The 23,160-nt window shown below is 59.0% G+C and carries 16 protein-coding genes; 12 read left to right on the forward strand and 4 right to left on the reverse strand.

Annotated elements, in window-relative coordinates; all coding sequences use genetic code 11:
- Window positions 1-4 precede the first annotated feature (4 nt).
- Together hbdH and AC1DSG_RS05905 are read left to right on the forward strand one after the other, a co-directional pair.
- The gene (hbdH, locus tag AC1DSG_RS05900) at window positions 5-778 is read left to right on the forward strand and encodes a 3-hydroxybutyrate dehydrogenase (protein WP_310337881.1); all 774 of its coding nucleotides are present in this window, start codon (window positions 5-7) and stop codon (window positions 776-778) included.
- Window positions 779-994: 216 nt separating this feature from the next.
- Window positions 995-2,950 carry an acetoacetate--CoA ligase gene (locus AC1DSG_RS05905; protein WP_477790026.1) on the forward strand — a complete coding sequence of 652 codons (1,956 nt, stop codon included), beginning with the start codon at window positions 995-997 and terminating at the stop codon, window positions 2,948-2,950.
- A gap of 17 nt (window positions 2,951-2,967) precedes the next feature.
- Here AC1DSG_RS05905 and AC1DSG_RS05910 read toward each other — a convergent pair whose 3' ends face one another.
- Entirely contained in the window at window positions 2,968-6,741 is a 3,774-nt protein-coding gene (locus AC1DSG_RS05910; protein WP_477790027.1) for a hypothetical protein, read from the reverse strand.
- A 661-nt stretch (window positions 6,742-7,402) separates the two neighbouring features.
- On the opposite strand from AC1DSG_RS05910, the gene AC1DSG_RS05915 reads away from it, so the two are divergent.
- Both AC1DSG_RS05915 and AC1DSG_RS05920 read left to right on the forward strand, forming a co-directional pair.
- Window positions 7,403-9,940, forward strand: a complete 2,538-nt coding sequence (locus AC1DSG_RS05915; RefSeq protein ID WP_477790028.1) for a PAS domain-containing hybrid sensor histidine kinase/response regulator — start codon at window positions 7,403-7,405, stop codon at window positions 9,938-9,940.
- A gap of 65 nt (window positions 9,941-10,005) precedes the next feature.
- Window positions 10,006-10,281 carry a peptidylprolyl isomerase gene (locus tag AC1DSG_RS05920; protein ID WP_007898282.1) on the forward strand — a complete coding sequence of 92 codons (276 nt, stop codon included), beginning with the start codon at window positions 10,006-10,008 and terminating at the stop codon, window positions 10,279-10,281.
- A 106-nt stretch (window positions 10,282-10,387) separates the two neighbouring features.
- Here the strand turns inward: AC1DSG_RS05920 and AC1DSG_RS05925 are convergent, their stop codons facing one another.
- The gene (locus AC1DSG_RS05925; RefSeq protein WP_477790029.1) at window positions 10,388-11,605 is read right to left on the reverse strand and encodes an amino acid deaminase; all 1,218 of its coding nucleotides are present in this window, start codon (window positions 11,603-11,605) and stop codon (window positions 10,388-10,390) included.
- 109 nt (window positions 11,606-11,714) lie between these two features.
- On the reverse strand, window positions 11,715-12,104 hold the full coding sequence (locus tag AC1DSG_RS05930; RefSeq protein ID WP_477790030.1) for a RidA family protein: 390 nt from the start codon (window positions 12,102-12,104) through the stop codon (window positions 11,715-11,717).
- A 252-nt stretch (window positions 12,105-12,356) separates the two neighbouring features.
- Here AC1DSG_RS05930 and AC1DSG_RS05935 point away from each other — a divergent pair, with 252 nt between their 5' ends.
- The 7 genes from AC1DSG_RS05935 to AC1DSG_RS05965 all read left to right on the forward strand — a co-directional run bounded on the left by AC1DSG_RS05935 (window position 12,357) and on the right by AC1DSG_RS05965 (window position 21,869).
- Window positions 12,357-12,806, forward strand: a complete 450-nt coding sequence (locus AC1DSG_RS05935) for a thioredoxin family protein (protein WP_477790031.1) — start codon at window positions 12,357-12,359, stop codon at window positions 12,804-12,806.
- A 274-nt stretch (window positions 12,807-13,080) separates the two neighbouring features.
- Window positions 13,081-14,235 (forward strand): non-hydrolyzing UDP-N-acetylglucosamine 2-epimerase, encoded by a 1,155-nt coding sequence (gene wecB, locus AC1DSG_RS05940; RefSeq protein WP_477790032.1) that lies wholly within the window; start codon window positions 13,081-13,083, stop codon window positions 14,233-14,235.
- On the forward strand, window positions 14,232-16,406 hold the full coding sequence (gene nfrB / locus AC1DSG_RS05945) for a cyclic di-3',5'-guanylate-activated glycosyltransferase NfrB (protein WP_477790033.1): 2,175 nt from the start codon (window positions 14,232-14,234) through the stop codon (window positions 16,404-16,406). Before wecB ends, nfrB begins: the two co-directional genes overlap by 4 nt.
- The gene (locus tag AC1DSG_RS05950; RefSeq protein WP_477790034.1) at window positions 16,403-19,561 is read left to right on the forward strand and encodes an NfrA family protein; all 3,159 of its coding nucleotides are present in this window, start codon (window positions 16,403-16,405) and stop codon (window positions 19,559-19,561) included. Before nfrB ends, AC1DSG_RS05950 begins: the two co-directional genes overlap by 4 nt.
- On the forward strand, window positions 19,561-20,439 hold the full coding sequence (locus tag AC1DSG_RS05955) for a DUF4434 family protein (RefSeq protein WP_477790035.1): 879 nt from the start codon (window positions 19,561-19,563) through the stop codon (window positions 20,437-20,439). The genes AC1DSG_RS05950 and AC1DSG_RS05955 overlap by 1 nt, the downstream gene beginning before the upstream one ends.
- Window positions 20,423-21,499 (forward strand): GGDEF domain-containing protein, encoded by a 1,077-nt coding sequence (locus tag AC1DSG_RS05960; protein WP_477790036.1) that lies wholly within the window; start codon window positions 20,423-20,425, stop codon window positions 21,497-21,499. The genes AC1DSG_RS05955 and AC1DSG_RS05960 overlap by 17 nt, the downstream gene beginning before the upstream one ends.
- 112 nt (window positions 21,500-21,611) lie before the next feature.
- Window positions 21,612-21,869: a DUF2790 domain-containing protein gene (locus AC1DSG_RS05965; RefSeq protein ID WP_477790037.1), complete on the forward strand. Its 258-nt coding sequence runs from the start codon at window positions 21,612-21,614 to the stop codon at window positions 21,867-21,869.
- Here the strand turns inward: AC1DSG_RS05965 and AC1DSG_RS05970 are convergent.
- Window positions 21,866-22,270 (reverse strand): MerR family transcriptional regulator, encoded by a 405-nt coding sequence (locus AC1DSG_RS05970; protein WP_477790038.1) that lies wholly within the window; start codon window positions 22,268-22,270, stop codon window positions 21,866-21,868. The genes AC1DSG_RS05965 and AC1DSG_RS05970 overlap by 4 nt on opposite strands.
- Before the next feature lie 77 nt (window positions 22,271-22,347).
- Here AC1DSG_RS05970 and AC1DSG_RS05975 point away from each other — a divergent pair.
- On the forward strand, window positions 22,348-23,160 hold an 813-nt coding region (locus AC1DSG_RS05975; protein WP_477790039.1), incomplete at its 3' end, for an NADH:flavin oxidoreductase/NADH oxidase family protein.

Consider the following 23,160-nt stretch of genomic DNA (forward strand, 5'->3'; position numbering starts at 1 on the left):
AATCATGACGACTCTTACAGGCAAGACCGCACTGGTCACCGGCTCCACCAGCGGCATCGGCCTGGGTATTGCGCTCAGCCTGGCCAAGGCCGGCGCGAACGTTGTGCTCAATGGTTTCGGTGATGCCTCCAAGGTGATTGCCGAGGTCCAGCAGTTCGGCGGCAAGGTCGGTCATCACCCGGCCGACGTCAGCGACCCGGCACAAATTGCCGAGATGATCGACTACGCCGAGCGTGAGTTCGGCGGCATCGACATTCTGGTCAACAACGCTGGCATCCAGCACGTGGCGTCGGTGGAAGACTTTCCGATAGAGCGCTGGGACTCGATTATCGCGATCAACCTGTCGTCGGTGTTCCACAGCACCCGCTTGTGCCTGCCGCGCATGCGGGCCAAGAATTGGGGGCGGATCATCAACATCGCCTCGGTGCATGGTCAGGTGGGTTCGGTGGGCAAGGCTGCTTACGTGGCGGCCAAGCATGGGGTGATCGGCTTGACCAAAGTGGTGGGCCTGGAGACTGCAACCACGCACGTGACTTGCAACGCAATCTGCCCGGGCTGGGTGCTTACGCCGTTGGTGCAGAAGCAGATCGATGACCGCGCCGCGACCGGGATCGAGCCGCAACAGGCGCAGCATGATTTGCTCGCAGAAAAGCAGCCATCACTGGAGTTCGTCACCCCGCCACAGCTGGGTGAACTGGTGTTGTTCTTGTGCAGCGAAGCCGGTAGCCAGGTGCGTGGCGCGGCGTGGAATATTGATGGTGGGTGGTTGGCGCAGTAAGTAATCAGTCAACAGACCGCGTTATCGTTCTTCGCGGGCAAGCCACGCTCCCACATTAGATCGCGTTCTCCTGTGGGAGCGTGGCTTGCCCGCGATTGATCGTTCCCACGCTCTGCGTGGGAATGCAGCCCGGGACGCTCTGCGTCCCAAGAGCCAAACGCGGAGCGTCCGCTGAGGCATCCCCACGCGGAGCGTGGGAACGAGAGAGGCCAAGCCATGTCCGAGATCCTCTGGCAACCCAACGCCGAGCGCATCGGCAAGTCGCGCATGGAGGCCTTTCGGCGCTCCATCAGTCAGCGCCACCACCTCCACGTCGATGACTACCCGGCCCTGCACCAATGGTCCATCGATCAGCGTGAAGACTTCTGGCAGGCCATCGTCGATTTTTTCGACATCCGCTTTCACGATCAACCCGACGCGGTACTGGTCGAGGGCGCGCAAATGCCCAGCGCCCAGTGGTTCCCCGGCGCCACCCTGAATTTTGCCGAACACCTGCTGCGCCGTCGCGACGATGCCATCGCGGTGATTGCGATTGGCGAAAATGGCCAGCGCGAACACCTGACCTGGGCTGAGCTGGCCGAGCATGTGGCCGGGTTCCAACACAGTTTGATCGCCGCGGGTGTCGGCCTCGGCGACCGTGTCGCGGCATGCATGCCCAACACCTGGCAAACGCTGGTGGCTATGCTCGGCACCACCAGCCTGGGAGCGATCTGGTCCTGCTCGTCGCCGGATTTTGGCACTCAAGGCGTGATCGACCGCTTCGGCCAGATCGAACCGAAAGTACTGATCACCTGCGCTGGCTACCGTTACGCCGGCAAGGACATCGACCAGACCGGCAAGATCAACGAAATCCTGCAACGCCTGCCGTCGTTGCAGCAGTTGATCGTGGTGCCTTATGCACGGCCACAAGCGCACATCGTGGACTTCCATACCCGCGCCAACGTGACGTTGTGGGAGGATTTCTACGCCGTCGGCGGCGAGCCGGATTTCGTCCCCGTGCCCTTCGCGCATCCGCTTTACATCCTTTATTCCAGCGGCACCACCGGCGTGCCGAAATGCATCATCCACAGCACCGGCGGCGTGTTGCTGCAGCACGTCAAAGAGCACGGCTTGCATTGCGATCTCGGCGCCGGCGACCGGTTGTTCTACTACACGACGTGCGGCTGGATGATGTGGAACTGGCTGGTCTCGGCCCTCGCCGTGGGCAGTGCCGTGGTGCTATACGACGGCTCGCCGTTCCATCCTGATCCGCAGCGCCTGATCGACCTGATCGACGACGAACGCATCAGCGTCTGCGGCACCAGCCCCAAATATCTCGCCACGCTGGAAAGCAACGGCGTGAAACCGCGGGAAAGCCATGACCTGAGCAGCCTGAAAACCCTGCTCTGCACCGGTTCCGCACTGTCGCCCCAGAGTTATGACTATGTGTACCGCGACCTGAAACCCGACGTGTGTCTGACCTCAATGTCCGGTGGCACTGACATCGTTTCGTGCTTTGTGAACGGCAATCCGTTTCAAGCGGTGCGCCGAGGCGAGATGCAGGGCAAGAGCCTGGGCATGGCAGTCGAAGTGTGGAACGACGAAGGCAGGCCTGTGATCGGCGAAAAAGGTGAATTGGTGTGCACCCGGCACTTTCCGGCGATGCCCATCGGTTTTTGGAACGACCCGCAGCAGAAACAGCTGCGAGCATCGTATTTCAGCCAGTTCCCGGGCGTCTGGGCCCAGGGCGATTACGCCGAGCAATTGCCCCACGGCGCGATGATGATCCATGGCCGCTCGGACGCGGTGCTCAACCCTGGAGGCGTGCGTATCGGCACGGCGGAAATCTACCGTCAAGTGGAAAAAGTCCCGCAGGTGCTGGACAGCGTGGCCATTGGTCAGCAATGGCAGGATGACGTTCGGGTCGTGCTGTTTGTCCGGTTGCAGGACGGTGTTGAACTGGACGACGCCTTGCAGCAACAAATCCGCCAGGTCATACGCGCCAGCACCACACCCCGGCATGTGCCAGCGAAAATTGTCGCGGTGACCGACATTCCACGGACCATCAGCGGCAAAATCGTGGAGCTGGCGGTACGCAACGTGGTGCAGGGTGAGAAGGTGAAAAACACCGATGCCTTGGCCAATCCCGAAGCGCTAGAGCAATTTCGGGATCGGCCGGAACTCGGAACTTAAACGATCATGAGGGTGCGTCAATCAACGTATGCACCCAGTGGCCGTCTTCCATAGGCAGGCGCCGGCACAGATACGACTGTGTTGTTCAGAGTGATCAGAACCGGTCCTGCAATCGCCCTATCAGCGTGCGCTTCAAGCGCGCCCTGCACGATAGCCATGTTGCGATCATATCGACCCTTGTCCGTGTACAACTGGCTTAGCAGCGAAGTGGCCACAGCCAATGAGTCAGCATTTTCAAAGGCCTTGGAACTGGCGTGACAGGCACTGCCCTCATCTGTGACAGGGAGACGTCCGGACGCAAGATTCACTAGCGCAGCCACGTCCAGCAACTGGCCATCGCCTGCGTCACGGCCGGCGTCGCGGGCGTAGCCGACATCACCGGTTTGCGCAGCCCCATGGAACATTTCATGAATCAGGTCGTCTGCCACGACGTTATGGTTAAAACCCAGACTGATGAAATGCCTGTTGAGATTGGGGGTGTAGATTTCGATGAACTTCGTGTCGGATTGCCCGGTTGCACCTTTCCATTGCTGGTAAGCAATCGAGTCAAAAGCTGCAATGTTGTCAGTGTCTTTGAGGGGGTCCAGGAAAAAGTTACTGATGGAAACGCCCCCAAAGTCAGCCCTGACCGTTCTCAAACTGTTCAACAAGCGATTCAATGCATCGCTCGAATTGCTACCCATCAGGAACTTGATGACCAAGTCGCGCTCCGCTGTAAAGTCAGGAAGGGTCAAGACATTGATCGCGTTGTCGATTTTTGTACGTGCCCACGGCAAGCTCTGCTCAATGAACTGCCGGGTATAGCTGAGGGGCAATGTGTTGTGGGAGCGCGGCAACCGGATGGGTGCCACAAAGGTGAAATGACTCAGCTTAGGCCCCCAGGGTTTACCCGATCGATTGAGGGCATACCATTGAAAGTTGTTCCGCGCTGCGACTACGTTAAACGTGTCACCAGTTGCACCGCGGGGCCGCCAGGTGCCTTGGCCGGTATAGGCGGTATTGGCTGCTCGAACCAGATCGTACGTTCTTTCACGGCCATGGAGTTTTCCCAACTGGGATTTCGCCAGCCCAAGAAGCTCTTGTGCCTGCCTGTTGAAGCGTAGCGCTCCCTTGTGGACGAGCTTCACGCCCCCGAACAACACCGTTGGCACATCATCCACGGGGTTAAAGAGGGACACAGACGTCACGAACGCGAGCTTGGTCAGGCGAGCAGTTTTGGACGACAAAGAGATCGCTTTCGCCGAGATACTCAGCGCTTTGGCGCCTGCACCCAGGAACGCCCCGCCCAATGCGATGGAGTCCATGATGCAACCATAAACCCCGTCGACCACCTTGCTGTGTTCTGCGGAAGATAAATCCTCTATGCACTTTTTAAATGGAACCACCAGATTCACAATGTACGTCGCAGTTTCTTCACCTTTCTTGCGTTCGCTTTCAAGTGCCGTCGGTACGGTGGCCATTGCTTCAGTTTCGTCAAACGTCCGGAGCGGATGGTTATTCACGACAAACTCGGCAATTCGGGCAAGTTGCGGATTGCCAAAGTTTTTATAAGTGCTCTGTTCCCGCATCCTCGCTATGGCTGGTGCGGGAAGCTCACCCAGCTTTTCCATAATCGCCCTGCCGCCTGACCAATAGGTCTCAACTACACCTTCGGTGTACTCATTTAGAGTGACGGGAAAAGAATCGAGGGGTGTGGGTGGTACTTGAGCGTCCAAGTCCCCTTTGAAATCCATTCTGGCGGCAGACTGCAATTTTCCCGAGGTGGCTATCAGCGCCCCGAGAGCGTTGTTTTTCCGCAGTTCGCCGCGCAAGGGAAACAGTTCATAACAAGTTATCGTGTTGCCGTTGGAAGCGCACATCAATAAACCAAAGCGCCCTGTAACAGCATCTTTGCCCCGCTGGATTTCGTACTCGCTTCTGACAGGTACCGGGCTCAACGAAAAGAAGGACGATGTTTCTACCGCGGAAGGACGGAAAGTAAAGAAGGTGATTTTACCTTTTAGAAAGGCTTCCAGATCATAGGGAAGCATATGTGCAAGCGCCAACTTCACATTGGCGACCAGCGCACTATTTAAATTGTCGAAATACCCCCGCAATTGGCGATGAAACTCATTGTTACTGGGCGCCAGACCCAACAACTGCGAATAACGGCGATATACGCTAACGACGGAGGCATCGTACAGCGTTGGCCTTTTGTAATTACTAATACCGGCCAACAAATCGGGCGTTGTGGAAATATGCTCATCGGGAAAAACAGCGCGAAAATCCCACTGACCACCTACCAGGTCACCCGACATATGCAAATCGACCATGGACATGGCGGTAGGAGATGCATATAGGCCGGGACGCTGATTGAGAACTTTATCGTCAAGAAAATCACACGTTGGCGCGGCCGACTGTAACGCCGCCCTTGCGATATCTTCTCTGCTCGGCAGGGGACTGGAATAGGCGCGAGCGAGGTGCGTGAAGTTATCCGCGTACTCCTGGAAAGCAGAAAGCGCCCGCTCCGTGGTGCCCGTTTCCGCTTGAGTAAGTTCATTCGTCGTCACCACGCCATTTATCAGCGCCCAGTCAACGATTGGATCAATCATTGCCAGATCCCGCAGGCGGGTCAAAGGGTCACTGACAGGCTCCAGGTCGGCATACGCCATGATTTGCGCATACGTCATCACACGACAAGCCCCTTTGCTGACCGCTTCCGCCAGCGCAACTGCGCGGCAGAAGGACACCCAGCCAACCGAACCCATCATCAGCGATGGCGGAACGCCCTTGACCAGAAATTCCGGGGCGATTTCCGCCAGCAGCAAGTGCGACGCCAACGGGGCCAAGGCAGGATCCACCCAGCCCTTGGTATAAAGAAAGGCTTGCAGGTCTTCGCGCACGAGCGACGAAGCTCGCCCGACATTGTCCGGTGCATACAAATCGAACCCGTCGATACTCTTTCGACTTTGAGCGTTACCAATGAGCGGATGCAGATCCAGCAAAATGGCCGTTATCAACAGTTGCGCAAGGTCCTCTGCCGACACGTCTTGCCCGGATTGCGCGCCGAACCAATCCAATTCCGATACATATTTTCTGGCGTAAGCCTGAGCAGCCGGATGGTTGACGATTTGAACGATCCGTTCAGCGGCATTATCGAACGTTACAAAAACGCGCCCCGTTTCACGGTGCAGTTTTTCCAACAGGTTTTTGTCCGGTGCTATAACCTTGGCCGTGATCTGACGCACACTTGTAAATTGTTCAGTGGACAACACGACTAACGACGGATCATCCGCAACAAGTTGCCCCCAGTAGTTCCCCAGTTCGTCTACGCCAGGATCGAACTCTAAAAACGCCATCAAATTGTTGTTTTCAGACGCATTAGTCGGAACATTCAAGCCATGAAACGCTAGCCATTGATCAACGTCCACAAGGTCTGCCGTATATACATAACCACCGGCCAGACTGGCAATATCGCCCACCATCAGAAGCTCCTGATAGTTGCGGGACTCATGGATAATGTTCAGGTCTACCGCTTCCCAAATCGCCGTATCCTTTCTGAATATTTCCAGCCTGCCAGAGGCGTTGATACGCGTTGACGCCATGTTCTCGACACGTTGATGGCGGAGTTCCTCCATCACGATGGTATTGTTGGCCAAATTATTCCATGACACGCGCCCCGGCATGTGCATTTTATACAGCGAAGACCCCGACTCCAAATTAAGCTCATACCCTTGCAAGTTGTAAGGACCCTCGTCCGCCTGCTCTTCGAAGACAACTTTTAATAAGCGCAAGACCAGATCCCGTTCCACGGTATCCGCCTTTAATAGCTGATGCTGATCCGTAGCAACCAGCCCCGACAATGAGTAGGATTTATACTTTAGTTTCGACCGCATTAGATAACCTCATGATTTAACTTGCTGACGATTTCAGCGCCGACGATCATCACTTCCCGACGCATAATCAACCAGTAAAAATCTATGAGGTAAAATGTCCAACAGCCCACAATTCTTACAACTAACTCACATGACACCCCCAGAAAACCTCAACTAGCATTAGACGAATCAATTATTGGAATACCATTACCGCATAATTTAAAGCGCAACTTAAAGCTATTGAGCGACTCCGCAAATTTTAACCCGTCGTCCTCGCCGTTCACGCCTTCCACCACTAGTCCGTGGACCACATCCGGAGCCTGGCGCAGGTTATTCTTCAGCGCGGCGCAAAAACTCCGCATATCGACATTGCGCTGTTTGAACAGGTTGCCCCGAAAGCGCACTGGACGGCGCGCCCGTGGACAGGTAAAGATCCGAGCCAATTCCGCTGGCCAGAGGTTTCAACAGTGCCTCGATTTCCATGGCAAAAAGCCCGCGCAAAGCATTCAATGAAAAAATAATGACCCAATACGGGTCATCCAGCGTCTACCGCCCGACGAGATAGAAAACGCCGCCGACTTAAACGCAGGACCACTTGATGAAAGCATCACCCACCGGCAGCGATGCCCTGGCCTTGATTGCCAGACTGGACTGGACCCGCACCCCGTTGGGCGCTGCCGGCACCTGGCCGCAGAGCCTGCGCACCGCCGTGGATATCGTGATTCACTCACCGATGCCGATGCTGTTGCTGTGGGGGCCGCAGCTGACGCAGATCTACAACGATGGCTTCGCCCTCCTCGCCGGCAGCAAACACCCACGCGCGTTCGGACAACCAACGCACCAGATCTGGCCAGAACTCCAGGACTTTACCGATCCGATTTACCGCGCCGTCCTGCAGGGACAGGTGCGCACCTACAGCGAACAGCGCTTTACCTTGCAACGTGACGGTGAGGATTCCGACTTCTGGCTGGACTTGACCTACAGCCCGATCCGCGACGAAAGCGCCGAGGTAGCCGGCATTCTGGTCACGGCCATCGAAACCAACGAGCGTCGGCGCATAGCCCTGGAGCTGGAACAGCGCTCGGCCGCCAGCCTCAAGGCCCAGCGCGAAACCGAACAGCGCCTGCAACTGGCCCTGGCCGCTACCGACGCGGTCGGCACCTGGGACTGGGACATCGGCGAAGACCGCTTCCTTGCCGACGCCCATTTCGCCCAACTGCACGGCGTCAATCCGGCCATGGCCGGGCAGTTGCCGATCAGCGACTACCTGCACGGCGTGCACCCCGAAGACCGGCCGATGATTGCGCGCAGCATCAAGCACTGCATCACTCACGGCACCGAGTACGCCGAGGAATATCGCCTGCTGCAACCGGACGGCCAGTTGCGCTGGGTGTTTGCCCGGGGGCGCTGCTACAAGGATCACCACGGCCGGCCGATGCGCTTTCTCGGCGCCGCACTGGACCTGACTGAGCGCAAACACACCGAGCAGGCATTGCGCCAGAGCCAGACCGAGCTGCAACTGATCATCAACGCCATGCCGGTCCTGATCAGCTACGTCGACAGTGAAGAGCGTTTCCGCCTGAACAACTCTGCGTATCTGGACTGGTATGGGCTGACGCCGCAGGAGCTCTATGGCAAAACCATTCGTGAAGTGCTGGGCGACGAGGCCTATTCCTTGCGCGCCGAATACATCGCCGACGCGCTGAAGGGCAAGCCCTGCTGTTTCAGCATCAGCACGCCGCACCGTGACGGCAGCCTGCGCCAGGCACTGATGAATTACCTGCCGCGCCACGGTGCGGATGGTGCGGTGAATGGGTTCTACATTTTTGTTATCGACGAAACCGAGCGCAAACAGACTGAAGAAGCCTTGCGCAATCTCAACGAAACCCTGGAAGAACGCGTCGCCGCACGCACGCAACAGCTCGCCGAAGCCAATCAGCGCCTGCAAAACGAGATGTTCGAACGTGAGCGCGCCGAGGACGCCTTGCGCCATGCACAAAAAATGGAAGCGGTCGGCCAGCTCACCGGCGGCATCGCCCATGACTTCAACAACATGCTGACCGGGATCATTGGCAGTCTCGACTTGATGCAGCGCTACATCGCCGAGGGGCGCACCGACGAGATTGGCCGTTTTACTGAAGCCGCCGTCTCCTCGGCCAACCGCGCCGCCGCGCTGACCCATCGTCTGTTGGCGTTCTCCCGACGCCAGTCACTGGATCGCAAGCCGCTGAACACCAATGACCTGGTGCGCTCTCTGGAGGACCTGCTCAGCCGGACCAAGGGCGAACACATCGATCTCAACCTGAAACTGGCCGACGAAATCTGGCCGATCAGCACCGATGTCAGCCAACTGGAAAACGCCCTGCTCAACCTGGTGATCAACGCCCGCGATGCGATGCCCGATGGCGGCGAACTGCTGATTGAAACCGCCAATGTTTTCCTCGACGGCAGTGACATCATCACGCTGGAACCGGTCAAGGCCGGGGATTACGTGATGATTGCCGTCAGTGACAACGGCACCGGCATGACGCCGTCAGTACTGTCCAAGGCGTTTGATCCGTTCTTCACCACCAAACCCATCGGCCAAGGCACTGGCCTGGGATTGTCGATGATTTACGGCTTCGCCCAGCAATCGGGCGGGCATGTCAGCCTGTTCAGTTTACCGGGCAAGGGCACCAGTGTTCGTTTGTACTTGCCACGCCTGCTCGCCATGGAAACGGAAGTCGTGTTGAAGCCGGTAACGGGCGAAGCGCCGGCGGCGATTGCCGGTGAAACCGTGGTGTTGGTGGAAGACGATCCGGCGGTGCGCATGCTGGTGCTCAACTTGCTCAATGAGCTGGGTTACCACGCACACGAAGCCGAAGATGCGAAGACCGCCCTGCCCTTGCTCGAATCCGATTTGCGCGTTGATCTGCTGGTAACCGATGTCGGGCTGCCGGGCATGAACGGCCGGCAACTGGCCGAGATCGCCCGTCAACATCGCCCGGACCTCAAAGTACTGTTCATGACCGGTTACGCGGAAAAAGCCACCGAACGCCAGGGCTTTCTGGAAGATGGCATGGACATGGTGGCCAAACCCTTTTCCATCGACTTGCTGGCCAACAAGATACGCACGATGATCGGCCAACCCGAGTGAGTTGAGGCATAATCGCCCGCCCCCCGCTGGCACCAACATAGCCACCACCGTTGCAAGGTATGCCAATGAAAGCTCAAGCCCGCCATATTCTGGTGAAAACCTCGGAAGAAGCCGAGCAGCTCAAACAACGCATCGCCAAGGGCGAAGCCTTCGATGTACTGGCCAAAAAGTACTCGACCTGTCCGTCCGGCAAGCGCGGTGGTGACTTGGGCGAAGTGCGGCCGGGGCAGATGGTCGGCGTCATTGATGCAGTGATTTTCAAGAAACCGCTGCGGGTGGTACATGGGCCGATCAAGAGCAAATTCGGGTATCACCTGGTGCAGGTGTTTTACCGGGATTGAGCGGTTGGCTTTAGGGCCCCATCGCGAGCAGGCTCAYTYCCACAGKGGAAYGCRTTCCMCTGTGGRARTGAGCCTGCTCGCGATGGCCGCACCTCGGTCTCAAGCCCTAGAAACAGGTCTCCATGGTTTCGATAACATTCAGCTGTTCATCCACCAGACACCCCGTGCGCCACTTGTCGAACGTCAGGCATGGGTGCGAGGTGCCGAACGAAATGATGTCGCCCACTCGTAATTCAACCCCTGGCGCCACATTCATGAACGCGTGCTGATCCATCACCGCCGTCACTTTGCAGGTGCTGACGTCATCGCCCTTCGCCGGCACCACGCCGGCTTTGTAACGCAGCAACGGCACTGGCAGACCGGCGTCGTAGGCCACGTCGCGCTTGCCCAGGGCAATCACYGCAAAACCCGGCTCCGGCATTGACTGCACGTGCGCCCAGACCTCCATTGCCGGACGCAAGCCTTCGTCGAGGTCGCTGCGGCGCTCGAGCACGCAGCATTGCGCTTCCTTGTAGATGCCATGGTCGTGGGCCACGTAGCTGCCGGGACGCAGCACGCTGAGGAAACGGCCGCCCGCGTTCTGCGCTTCGAACTCCTCGGCAATCAAGTCATACCAGGCTGAACCCGACGCGGTAATGATCGGCTTGGCAATCGCAAAAGCGCCGCTGTCCTGCAGCTGCACCRCAAGGCGTACCAGCGACGCAGCGAAATCACGAATGCCGCTGACCGCATGATCACCATGGATCACGCCTTCATAGCCTTCGATGCCGGTCAGCGCCAGCGCCGGTTGCGCGTTGATGGCTTTGGCCAGTGCGATGACTTCTGCTTCAGTCCGGCAACCACAACGACCACCCACCACGCCGTACTCGATCATCACATTCAAACGCACACCGCGCGTAGCGAAAAAAGCGCCGAGGTCAGCGACGTTGTCCGGGTGATCGACCATGCAATGGAAATCGAAGGTCGGGTCTGCCAGCAGAACGGCAATCAGTGCCATGTTCGGCTTGCCGACCAATTGGTTGGCCATCAGCACCCGGCGCACGCCATGGGCATACGCCGCACGGGTTTGCGTGGCGCTGGCCAAGGTGATGCCCCATGCGCCGGCGTCCAGTTGGCGTCGAAACAGTGCCGGAGTCATGCTGGTTTTGCCATGGGGCGCGAGCTCGGCGCCGCTGTTGCTGGCAAAGGCCTGCATCCAGCGAATGTTGTGCTCCAGCGCTTCGCTGTGCAGCACCAGCGCCGGCAAGCTGACATCGCGGACCAGGTTGGCGCCGATATGGGCAAAGCCCTTTTCCACGGCGGCAGTGTGTTGGGCAGTAGACATGGTCGAAATCCTCACGTTTGCGGCGGCAAGCAACCGCTGTTATTCGTTGATACGCCGGGCCACCAACGCTTGTAGGAGCAGGGTTTGCCCGCGATGGGCGCGACTCGGTTCAGGCCTTTTTCTTGTACGCGACGCAGTCAATCTCAACCTTGCAATCAACCATCATGCTCGCCTGCACACACGCACGTGCCGGGGCGTGCTCGGGGCTGAAGTACTCGGAAAACACCTTGTTGAAACTCCAGAAATCCCGTGGATCTTCCAGCCACACGCCGGTACGCACCACGTCTTCCAGCCCATACCCGGCTTCTTCGAGGATCTCGATCAGGTTCTTCATGGTCTGGTGAGTCTGCTCGACGATGCCACCCACAATGATTTCACCATCCAGCGCCGGTACTTGCCCGGACACGTGCAGCCAACCATCGGCTTCAACGGCACGGGCGAAAGGACGGGGTTGGCCGCCGCCAGCGGTGCTACCGGTGCCGTAACGGGTAATGCTCATGAGTGTTTCTCCTGACTGATGCATTTTCCGCTATAGCGGAAGCGTGCCTATAAAAACGGAACCGCCAGCAGAAAGTGTGCCACAGGTTTTGGGGAGAAATGCTGGGGAGATTGAAACCAGGACTTGCGATGCAGTAAGCCGCATCGTTCACAGCTCAGGAAAAAGCCACCTGTAATTTCTGACAGTAGACCCACCCAGCCCCCTCCTTTAACGTCGGAAAATCTCGATGGTCGTTGTGAAAAGGAGATTTCAATGAGCTCGACCCGCCACCCTCCAACACTAGCCCCTGCCTATCGAAAAGCCTTGAACACCTGGCGCCCGGTGATCCTGTATTTCGGCAATACCCACTGCCCAGCCTGCGAATTCGCCGAGCCGATTTTCCGTCAGGTTGCGCAACAGTATCGGGATCGGGCGAGTATTTACGTGCTGAACACCGGCGAGTCTCCCCGCCATCCGAATGTGACCGGCACGCCGACCGTGCTGTTTTACCAGGACGGAAAACTACAGGAGAAACTCAAGGGCATCGGTAGCAAGCAGTTTTTGAGCGAGGTCTTTGCCCGGCATGTCACGAAGCGGCAAGGCAAGCCTGAGCGAAAAACGCGCCACGATTTGCCCTGGCTTCGACACACCCTCAAGACCCTTTGCCAACCGGCGCGAGCGCGTAACCTTTTGAAACGAAAGCTTTTTTATGGCACAAGCTGATCACCGGCCACCGGAAAAGTTGTTACAAACTCCCGACTGCTGAACCGCCTATGTGCGTTGTACCATCCCGTCAACTTTGGCTGCGGATTGAAAGGCCCCGAAAAAGAGCCTGCCTAAAGCCTTCATTCACCGCGAATCCACGGCCTTGGATTGAGATCAATCAGGAGCTGATCCGAATAGGAACAGCTTCCGTTCGGTTGCTATTTTCATATCTCAGCACGAGACGCGATCTGCTAGCCTTAAGCCGGGACGTTGCCACGTTTCAGGAGAGTCTATGTCTTTCAAAGTCATGATGGTTTTCGGTACTCGTCCGGAGGCCATAAAAATGGCACCGCTGGCCAGAGTGCTGCGTCAATCGCCCGGCATCGAACTGAACATCTGCTCCACCGGCCAACACCGGGAGATGCTCAAACAGGTGCTCGACTCCTTTGAGCTGACGGTCGATCAGGATCTTCAAGTGATGACCCAGGGTCAGACTCTCAACGGCCTTTCACAACAACTGCTGATTCACCTCGACCAGGCTTACGAGCGCGTAAAACCTGACATCGTGCTTGTTCATGGCGACACCACCACCAGCTTCATTGCCGCCCTCGCTGCCTTCAATCGCCAGTTGCCAATCGGCCACGTCGAAGCCGGCCTGCGCACGGGCAATCTGAGCGCGCCCTGGCCGGAAGAAGCCAACCGGCGCCTGACCGGCGTCATCGCCAACCTGCATTTCACCCCGACCACCAAGGGCGAGGCTAACCTGCTGCGCGAAGGTGTGCCCCAAGCCAGCATCGAAGTCACTGGCAACACCGTGATCGACGCGCTGCTATGGATGCGCACGCACCAACACGATATCAACTGGCACCCGGCCGCAGACTCGCCGCTGGCCGTGCTCGACGACAAACGGCGGATGGTGTTGATTACCGGTCATCGCAGGGAGAATTTCGGCGGCGGCTTTCGCAACATCTGCCTGGCGCTGGCCAACCTCGCCGAGCGTTACCCGGATGTGCAATTCGTTTACCCGGTGCATCTCAACCCCCAGGTACAAAGCGCGGTGTATGGCGTGCTCTCGGACAAGCCGAACATTTATCTGGTGGCACCACAGGACTACCAGCATTTCGTCTGGCTGATGGGGCGCGCCCATTTCATCCTCACCGACTCAGGCGGTATTCAGGAGGAAGCTCCGTCGATTGGCAAACCCTTGCTGGTGCTGCGTGATGTTACGGAGCGACCCTCTGTGCTTGAAGGCGGCACGGTGCTGTTGGTGGGTACCGACACCGACCGGATCGTCAATGAAGCCAGCCGGCTGCTGGAAGATGCTGCCCACTTCCAGCGCATGAGCCGCGTGTTCAGCCCCTATGGTGACGGCCACGCCAGTGAGCGCATTGCCACCCGCCTCGACGCCTGGCTGCGTGCACGCTCGGCGGCGAGTGAAGCTACATGAGTCTGGGCCTTGTCGATTTCTTTGCCTATGTGCTGTTTGGTCTCAAATACATCGCGATAGCCCTGGCCCTGTTGATGTTTTTACTCGGGCTCGATGACCTGTTCATCGACCTCGTGTACTGGACGCGCAAGTTGATCCGTCGCTGGCGAATCTACGAAAAATTCGAGCGCGCCGACGAAGAGCGGCTCTACTCCATCGCCGAAAAGCCCCTGGCGATCATGGTTCCGGCGTGGAATGAAGTTGGCGTGGTCGGCGAAATGGCACGTCTGGCGGCCTCGACCATCGATTACGAAAACTACCAGATTTTTGTCGGCACTTACCCCAACGATGCCGACACCCAGGCCGATGTCGACGCGGTCTGCCAGCACTATCCCAATGTGCACAAAGTGGTCTGTGCCCGACCCGGCCCGACCAGTAAGGCCGACTGCCTGAACAACATCATCGACGCGATCCTGCGCTTCGAAAGCGAGGCCAGGATCCAGTTTTCCGGCTTTATCCTGCACGATGCCGAGGACGTGATTTCGCCGATGGAGTTACGCCTGTTCAATTACTTGCTGCCGAACAAAGACTTGATCCAGATCCCGGTATACCCCTACGCGCCGGAGTGGCACGGCTTCACCGCCGGGCACTACGTTGACGAGTTCGCGGAGAATCATGGCAAGGACGTCATCGTGCGCGAAGCCCTGACAGGTCAGGTGCCGAGTGCCGGCGTCGGCACTTGCTTCAGCCGTAAGGCCATCAGCGCCCTGCTGGAGGATGGCGACGGCATCGCCTTCGATGTGCAGAGCCTGACCGAAGACTACGACATCGGTTTTCGTCTCAAGCAAAAAGGCATGAAGTGCATTTTTGCCCGTTACTCGGTAACCGACCCGAAACTGGCGCTTGAGCAGCCCTGGGCGTTCGGCATGAACCGTGAGTTTTCCCAAGTCATCTGCGTCCGCGAGCATTTTCCCCGGGACTTGCAGTACGCCATCCGCCAAAAATCGCGCTGGATTGTCGGCATCGTCTTCCAGGGCACCACTAACCTCGGCTGGAGTTCTAAAGGTCTGCTCAACTACTTCCTGTGGCGCGACCGGCGCGGCTTGATCGCGTATTTATTGAGTTTTCTGGTCAACCTGCTGTTCGTGGTGCTTCTGCTGATGTGGTTGGTGACGGTGATTTTCCCCGAGGCCTGGCGTTATCCATCAATCCTTTCCGACAGCAAGCTGCTGGCCGCGCTGCTCTGGCTTAACGGGTTGATGCTGCTCAATCGATTGTTCCAGCGTGGCTGGTTTGTCACCCGGTACTACGGATTGGTTGAGGGGTTGCTGTCGGCGCCGCGCATGATATGGAGCAACTACGTCAACTTTTTCGCCAACGTGCGGGCGCTGCGCCAGGTCATGGAAATGGGCGATTCGCGCCGTGTGGCCTGGGACAAGACCACTCACGAATTTCCGGCCCTGACCAAAGCCCAGCGCACGCCGCTCGGTCATCGCCTGATGGAAAAAGGCTTGATCACCGAGGAGCAACTGGAAGACGCGATCACCAGCCCGGTGCGGCGTCGCCTCGGACGCGAGCTGTTACTGCGCGACTGCATCACCACTGCACAACTGGTCGAGACGCTGGCCGAGCAACTGGAGCTGGAATGGGCGCCGCTGAATCCGTTCAAACTCGACAAACGCCTGATTGATGCGGTGCCGCGCAAAGTCGCCTCTCATTACGGCGTGCTGCCGGTGGCCGAAGACGGCGACACGCTGGTGCTGACCTCGGAAGGCCCGGTCAGTCAAGTATCGCTGGGAGCCATCAGMCGCCAGTTGAAACGCCAGGTACGCTGCCGACTCGCGCCTCAAGGCCGGGTCACCCTTGGCATTCGTTACTGGTACGCCAGCCCCCGTCAAAATGAAGAGGTCAGGCAGATGCTCCACGTGCTTGAGCGTCATCAGGACGACGAAGCCCTGCTCGAACGCGTCAGCCACCATCAGGTGCTGCTGGGCAATCTGCTGCAAGAGCGCGGCATGGTCCCGGCGTCTTTGTTTAATCAGGCCCTGATCGACTTCGATGCCGAAACCATGTCCTTGGGCGAACATTTGATCTCACGCGGCATGATCACCCGGGAAGTACTCGAACAAGCCTTGGCCGATCAGGCCAGCGAACAGCACGCCGCCTACTGCATCGCCCGGGAGGTTGCATGAAGGCTCGGACAATTTGCCTGGGTACCTTGTTGTTCAGCCTGAGCCTCAACACGTGGGCGCAGGCCGAACCGCTCAGCGATTTCGAGAAGTTCCGCAGTTTTCCTTACATGGACCGCAGTTATCGCGAAGCGAAAAAAGGCAACTGGGCCGAAGTGGAGCGGCTGATGCGTCATGTGCTGAGCAAGGTGCCGAAGAACGACGAGGCCCGGGCGTTGCTGGTGGAATCGTTGGCCAGGCAACGCCGCTACAAGGACGCGGTGCAGACCCTGCCAGATACCCCGAAAAACAGCGATGCCCTGCTCAACCTGCGCCTGACCTGGATCGAACAAGACCCGCCAGGCAGCGAACAAGTCGAACAGTGGATGACCACCAGCCCCCTTCAGCACCGCGTGCGCCTATGGCAGGCTTACAGCCTGAGCCTGGCCAAGTTCGGCGGTGCGGCCAGGGCGCACGACTGGCTGGCGCAATTGGCGCCCCGGGGCGACGAGGACATCCTGCGCCGCGCGCGCGCGAACTGGTCCGAGCAACTGCGTGACTGGAACGGCACCATCGAACAACTGGCGCCACTGGCGGCCCGCAAACAACTGGACGCCCAAGGCTGGCAACGGCTGGCCAATGCCTACGTGCAGCGTCTCGACGAGCAAGCGCTTCGACAACTGCTGGAACAGGCACCCAGCGCCGAAACCGCGCGCAAAACCCGCCTGGCCATGGTCGACCGCTCGATTGCCATGGGACACACCCAGCAAGCCCAGCGCTGGATGCAATCGCTGCCGGCCAGCGACCTCGCGGACCCGGCCCAGCGTCAGCGGCTGTGGGAGTTGGCACGGCAAACCGGCGACGTAGCCATCGTGCAGCGCCTGAGCGGCGATTTGCAGCGCCCCTGCCTGGAAACGGCAGAATGGCTGTCGCGTCACGACCCGGACGCTGCACTCAGCCAATTGCGCGGTTGTCGGCCAGACGACGATCCGCAGACCTGGCTGATCCTCGCCCAACGCCTGCAAGCCACCGAATTGCTGCAAAGCACACGCCTGCCGGAGCCGTGGGACACGCGCCGGCAGGAACAACTGCTGGACGTCTGGCAGGCCCAGGGCGAAAGCGACAAAGTCATGGCCTGGCTGGCCAGCCAGCCGCAAACCGCCGACGTGGTCAAACGCCGCGCCGAACTGACGCAAGCACTGGGTCGTAAAACTGAAGCCGCTGCGTTGTGGGAGCGCCATTACCAGCAGACCGGTAACTTCGGCTCGCTGAATCAGGCCACTTATTTGGCGCTGAACAACGGCCAGCGAGAACATGCGCAACAACTGCTCGAAAATGCTTACGATCGCCACAACGGCAAATTGCCGGCCGCCCTGCTGCAACGCCTGGCGAATTTCTATGCCACGTCGACCCCGACCCTGGCGCAGCAACGACGCATTGTCTCGCTGCTCAATCGTGTCGACCCCGCCACGCGCGGTCAGTTGCTGGCGCAACTGGCCGAGAACGGTCAATGCGACGCGGTTCAGCAAGCGATCGGCGAACATCCTCAGGCTGTGGGCGACTACCGCGCACTCGGTCGCTGCGCCATGCCGGATCGCCCCGGCGAAGCGGTGGTTTATTACCAACAAGCTGAAAAACTCGGGGACCAAAGCAGCCGCATGCCCTTGGCCTATGCCCTTGAAGCAGCGGGTGACTCGGCTGGCGCCCTGGCGATCTGGCGCAGCGTTCCTGCGGCACAAATGAGCGACAACGCCAAGCTTACCGCCAGCCGCAGCGCCCTTGCCGCCGGTGACAATCAGGCCGCTGAACGCTACTGGCAACAGAGCAGCGCGCGGGGTGCCAATGATTGGGCGCTGGGCGCTGCAATTGCCGATGCGCGGGGTGATCATGGATTGGCCTTGCAGCGACAACGCTCAGCCTTGCAGCAATGGCCTGATGCCGGGAACTACTACGCGGCGTCCGTCACGGCGCAAAAAGCCGGTGATACGCAGCAAAGCACCGCGTGGCTCGCCGAGACCGTGCGCCGCGAGCCAGGCAACCCACGTTATCGGGCCGATTACGGCATGCGACTGGCCGGGGCCGAGACCCGCGAAGAACGCGCGAAAGCGCTCCCCTACCTGCAAACCGCCACCCGGGATTTCCCCGAGGACTACCGCCTCGGCGAAACCCTCGCGTTGCGCCATGACGAGGTCGCAGACAGCGCTGCGGCGCGCAAGGAACTGCGCCGGGTGATAGACCTGGAGCAAAACCCAGTGGCCGCCGACGACGAAGATGGCAGCATGGAAGCGCGGCGTTATCGCCAGCGTCGCGCCCACGAAGCCCTGTCTCGCCGCGACACGCGCACATTAGCCAGCACCTGGTCGCCGGCCGGCATATCAACCAACGACTTCGTGCGCCCCGACAACAAGGGCACTGGCACCAGCCGCCAGCCCACCTCGCAGAACGTGCAATTGGCCATGTGGGACCATGCGCTGGGCGAAGAACCGAGCCGGGCCGGCAGCACGCTTTCGGTTTATGGACGGGTGTTGCTCGGCGGTGTCGGTCGTACGAGTTACGCCGAATCCATCGGTACAGGCGTCGGTCTGCGCTACAAACCGTGGGGCACGGCAAACATCAACTTCTACGGCGAGTTCTACAAACAGAGTCAGTTCGACGACCAGGACAATCACAGCCTGAGCCTGGGGCAACTGCTGATTCCTGAAAAACTGGCTGATCAGGTCGAGGATCACCGTCAGGACGGCCACACCACCACCGACTACCTGTTGCGCGCCACCGGGTCGTTTCTCGATCAGGGGCGGTTCCGCAACGACTGGCGTATCGATGAAAGTGACTGGGAAGAACGTTCCCTCTACCTTGACGCCGCCTGGTGGTCCAAGGCCGGCGACCACCAATGGCTCTCGCGTTTCCAGCAGGGGCATGCCTGGAAGCTGCCATTCAACGGCGCGCAAACCCTCATGCCGTACGGTTTTCTCGAGTTCGCCAGCCAGGACCCGAGCAATGTCTGGCGCCAGGACCTGCGCACTGGCCTGGGCATGCGCTGGCAATGGTGGTTCGACGACGACCTCTACAACGCCTATCGCGCGCACCTGAGTGTACGCACCGAGTACCAGCAATCGCTGGGCGGCAACTTGTACGAGAGCGCAAGCGGAGTGCTGGTGGGCGTGGAGTTGAATTTCTGATGAGACAAATAGTGCTGATGTTCTGCGTACTGTTGGTCAGCTTCGTAGCGCGTGCTGATGAGCGAGTTTTCTATCAACCGCTCAACGTCGATGCCAGCCTCAGCCAGGCGCAATGGCGAACGATCTGGCAAGAAACCGCCAGACAGGGGGGGCAAACGTTAATTGTGCAGTGGACGGCGTACGGCGACTCGAACTTCGGCGGGGCAACTGGCTGGCTCGCCAGCAGTTTGCGTCTGGCCCATGAGCAGGGCCTGAAACTGGTGCTGGGGTTGTCCATGGACCCGGCCTACTACCAGCGCATCAATGAGCTGGACAGCGCCGCGCTGGCCACTTACTGGCAAGCACAACTGGGGCAGTCGCTGGCTCAGCAGCAGAAACTGCGCAAGGACTGGAAACTGCCCGTCAGCGGCTGGTACCTGCCGCTGGAACTGGATGACCTGCACTTTTTGCCCGCCGATCGACGCACCACGCTGCAGCGCCAGTTGAAAGACTTCGCCGGCAAACTTGATGCGCCGCTGCATATCAGTGCCTTCAGTGCCGGCAAGCTCGCGCCGCAAGTCAACGGACAATGGCTGGGCGCGTTGGCCAACGCTGGCCTGCATGTCTGGTGGCAAGACGGCGCTGGCACCGGCCGCTTGCCGGCATTGGTTCGCCGGGCATACGCCAGCGCACTGCCCTGCCGGGTCGGCATCGTGCGAGAAGCCTTCCGTCAGGTCAGCACCGAAGGCCAGCCGTTTCGTGCGCAACCCGCGACGCCTGACGCAACGTCAGCGGGTTGCCATCCGACATCGGTGTTTTCCCTGCGCTACCGGCCATGGGGCAAGGTGATCCTCGACAACCAGCAAAGCAGCGGGGCCGGCAATGTACAAAACGATTGAAGATGAAGTCCGTAGCAAAGCCGCGCCGGCCGCGTTGAAAGCCGAGTTCATCCAGCACGAGTTCGAACGGCAGCATACGTTCTGCCTGTTGATCTATGTCGCCAGTGTCGCCATGTGGGTGGTGTTCGACTTGATCCTCAGCTTCATTGGCGGTCGGCCATACACCTGGCTGTCGCTGCTGTTCTACGGGATGTTTTCGTTCCTGACGATCATGTTGCTGTTCACCCGCAAGGCCGGGCAATTCGATGCCTTGAACCTGCTTTTCGTGTTCGCGATCACGCTGGGCACGCGGTTGTTAGTCGAAGATTTGCCTGACAGCTATCGTGCCGCATGGCTGGTCATTGCCGCAGCGTCCACGCTGTACAGCGCGTCGATCCTGCCCCTCAGTCGCTGGTCGTTCTACGGCGCGCAACTGATTACCTGGGTGAACCTCAACCCGTTCTATCGCTCCGACGTTAGCGTGTTTGAGCTCAGGGGTGTGATGACCCTCAATTACAGTGTTTTCCTCTGTGCGTTGACCCTCTACAGCTTCTTCAAATTGCGTGAAGCCAAGCTGAACAACTACATCATGGCCAAATTATTGCTGGATCAGGCCTACTTCGACACCCTGACCGAAATCCCCAATCGCCGGTCATTCATGACCCGCGCCGAGCAGCAACGGCATGCCGAGCCCCGCGAGCACGACCATTACCTGGCGATGATCGACATCGACAACTTCAAGAAGGTCAACGACGTCTACGGGCACGACATCGGTGATGAAGTGCTCAAGCGCGTTGCTGCGGACATCAAAACGGTGATGATCGATTTTGAATACGCACGACTGGGTGGTGAGGAGTTTGCGATTTACCTGGCCGGGGTGCGCCGCGAAGACGTCGCGCACCTGGCGGGTGAACTGTGCCGGGTGGTGCGCGAACACCCGACCCGGCATCCGGTGACCATCAGCATTGGCCTGGCTCGTGTGGCGGACGGCGACACATTGAATCAGGCGCTGATCAAGGCCGATGAAGCGTTGTATGAGTCAAAGCACTCGGGGAAAGATCGGTACACCTTTCATGAATAACCTAAAGCGCGTTTTGATCTGAAGAACGTTGCCTTGAGCCTGGAATAAACCCTGGCGGGGCTCGTCGTACTGCCACTGAAATCCTTCAGTAGCCACTACGAGCGCCCCCATCATGAAAAACCTTCTGTCCACGCTGTTTCTGATTGCCCTGAGCGGTACTGCAGCCGCCGCTTCTGTCGACAACGCCAGCCCCTCGAATGTCGAGGATTACAGCTATTCGAAACCGCTGAACATTGCCAAGGTCGTCAACATCACCAGTGGCGACTATTGCGGTATCGGCCCACGGGAGATGACTTACGTCGACACGATGGGCGCCACCCATGTCTTGCGCTACCAGGCTTACGGTGATTCGTGCATCGATAAGAACTAATGCTTGAACGACGCCATCACTCGTTCGGCATTCGCATCACAGGCCATCCCTTCGGGCCGCGCCTGGATGTTTTCGATCACCGCCAGCAGCTGCGCCTTGCTCTGGGCCAGGTGCAGTTGCATTTCCTCGATCTGCGCCACCTTGCGCACAAGACCCGCCACTAATTCGTCGTGCTTGAACTCGCCGGTCACCGTGTCCGGTAGCAACAGCTTCAGTTCGTCCAGGCTGAACCCGGCCTGCTGCGCGCACTGGATGATTTGCAGGGTTTGCAGCACCTGCGCGGGATAGCGTCGGTAGCCATTGGCCGAACGATCAACCTGACGAATCAAGCCCTGAGCCTCATAAAAACGAATGCGCGAAGCGTTCAGCCCGCTTAACTGTGCCAGTTCCCCAATTTTCATCACGGCCTCATTTGCCTGCTTGACATTAAAGTTAACTTTAAGCTTAGCCTCTGCTCTTCACTGATGAGGAGTCAAGCATGTCGCCCTTCCAAGCGTTGAATCTGCCAAACGGCCAGACCGTCGGCAATCGTATCGCCAAAGCCGCGATGGAAGAAAACCTCTCCGACACCGCGCAAGCACCGTCCGACGCGTTGTTTCGGCTGTATCAAGCCTGGGCCGAGGGCGAAGCCGGTCTGTTGCTGACCGGCAATGTCATGATCGACCGCCGCGCCATGACCGGACCCGGTGGCGTAGTGCTGGAAGACGAACGCGATCTTGAACGCTTTCGCCAGTGGGCAACTATCGGCCGATCCGCAGGCGCGCAGTTTTGGATGCAACTCAATCATCCCGGCCGCCAGACCATGGCCAACCTCGGCCAACAAGCCTTGGCGCCATCGGCCGTGGCGCTGGACCTGGGAGCGTTCTCGAAGATGTTCGCCGAGCCCAAGCCGATGTCCGAAAGCGATATCGCCGAGGTCATCGCGCGCTTCGCCACCAGCGCGGCCCTCGCCGAAAAGGCCGGTTTCACCGGGGTACAGATTCATGCGGCCCATGGTTACCTGATCAGCCAGTTCCTCTCACCGTTGACCAATCGCCGCACCGACCGTTGGGGTGGATCGCTGGAGAATCGCGCGCGCTTGCTGCTGGACGTGGTCAGTGCCGCTCGCCAAGCCGTCTCGCCGCAGTTTTGCGTGTCGGTGAAACTCAACTCCGCCGATTTCCAGCGTGGCGGCTTTGACGCCGACGATGCCCGCCAGGTAATTCTGTGGCTCAACGAGCAACCCATCGACCTGCTGGAACTCTCCGGCGGCAGCTACGAAGCCCCGGCCATGCAAGGCGAAGCCCGGGAT

This window comes from Pseudomonas sp. P5_A12 (assembly GCF_056400685.1).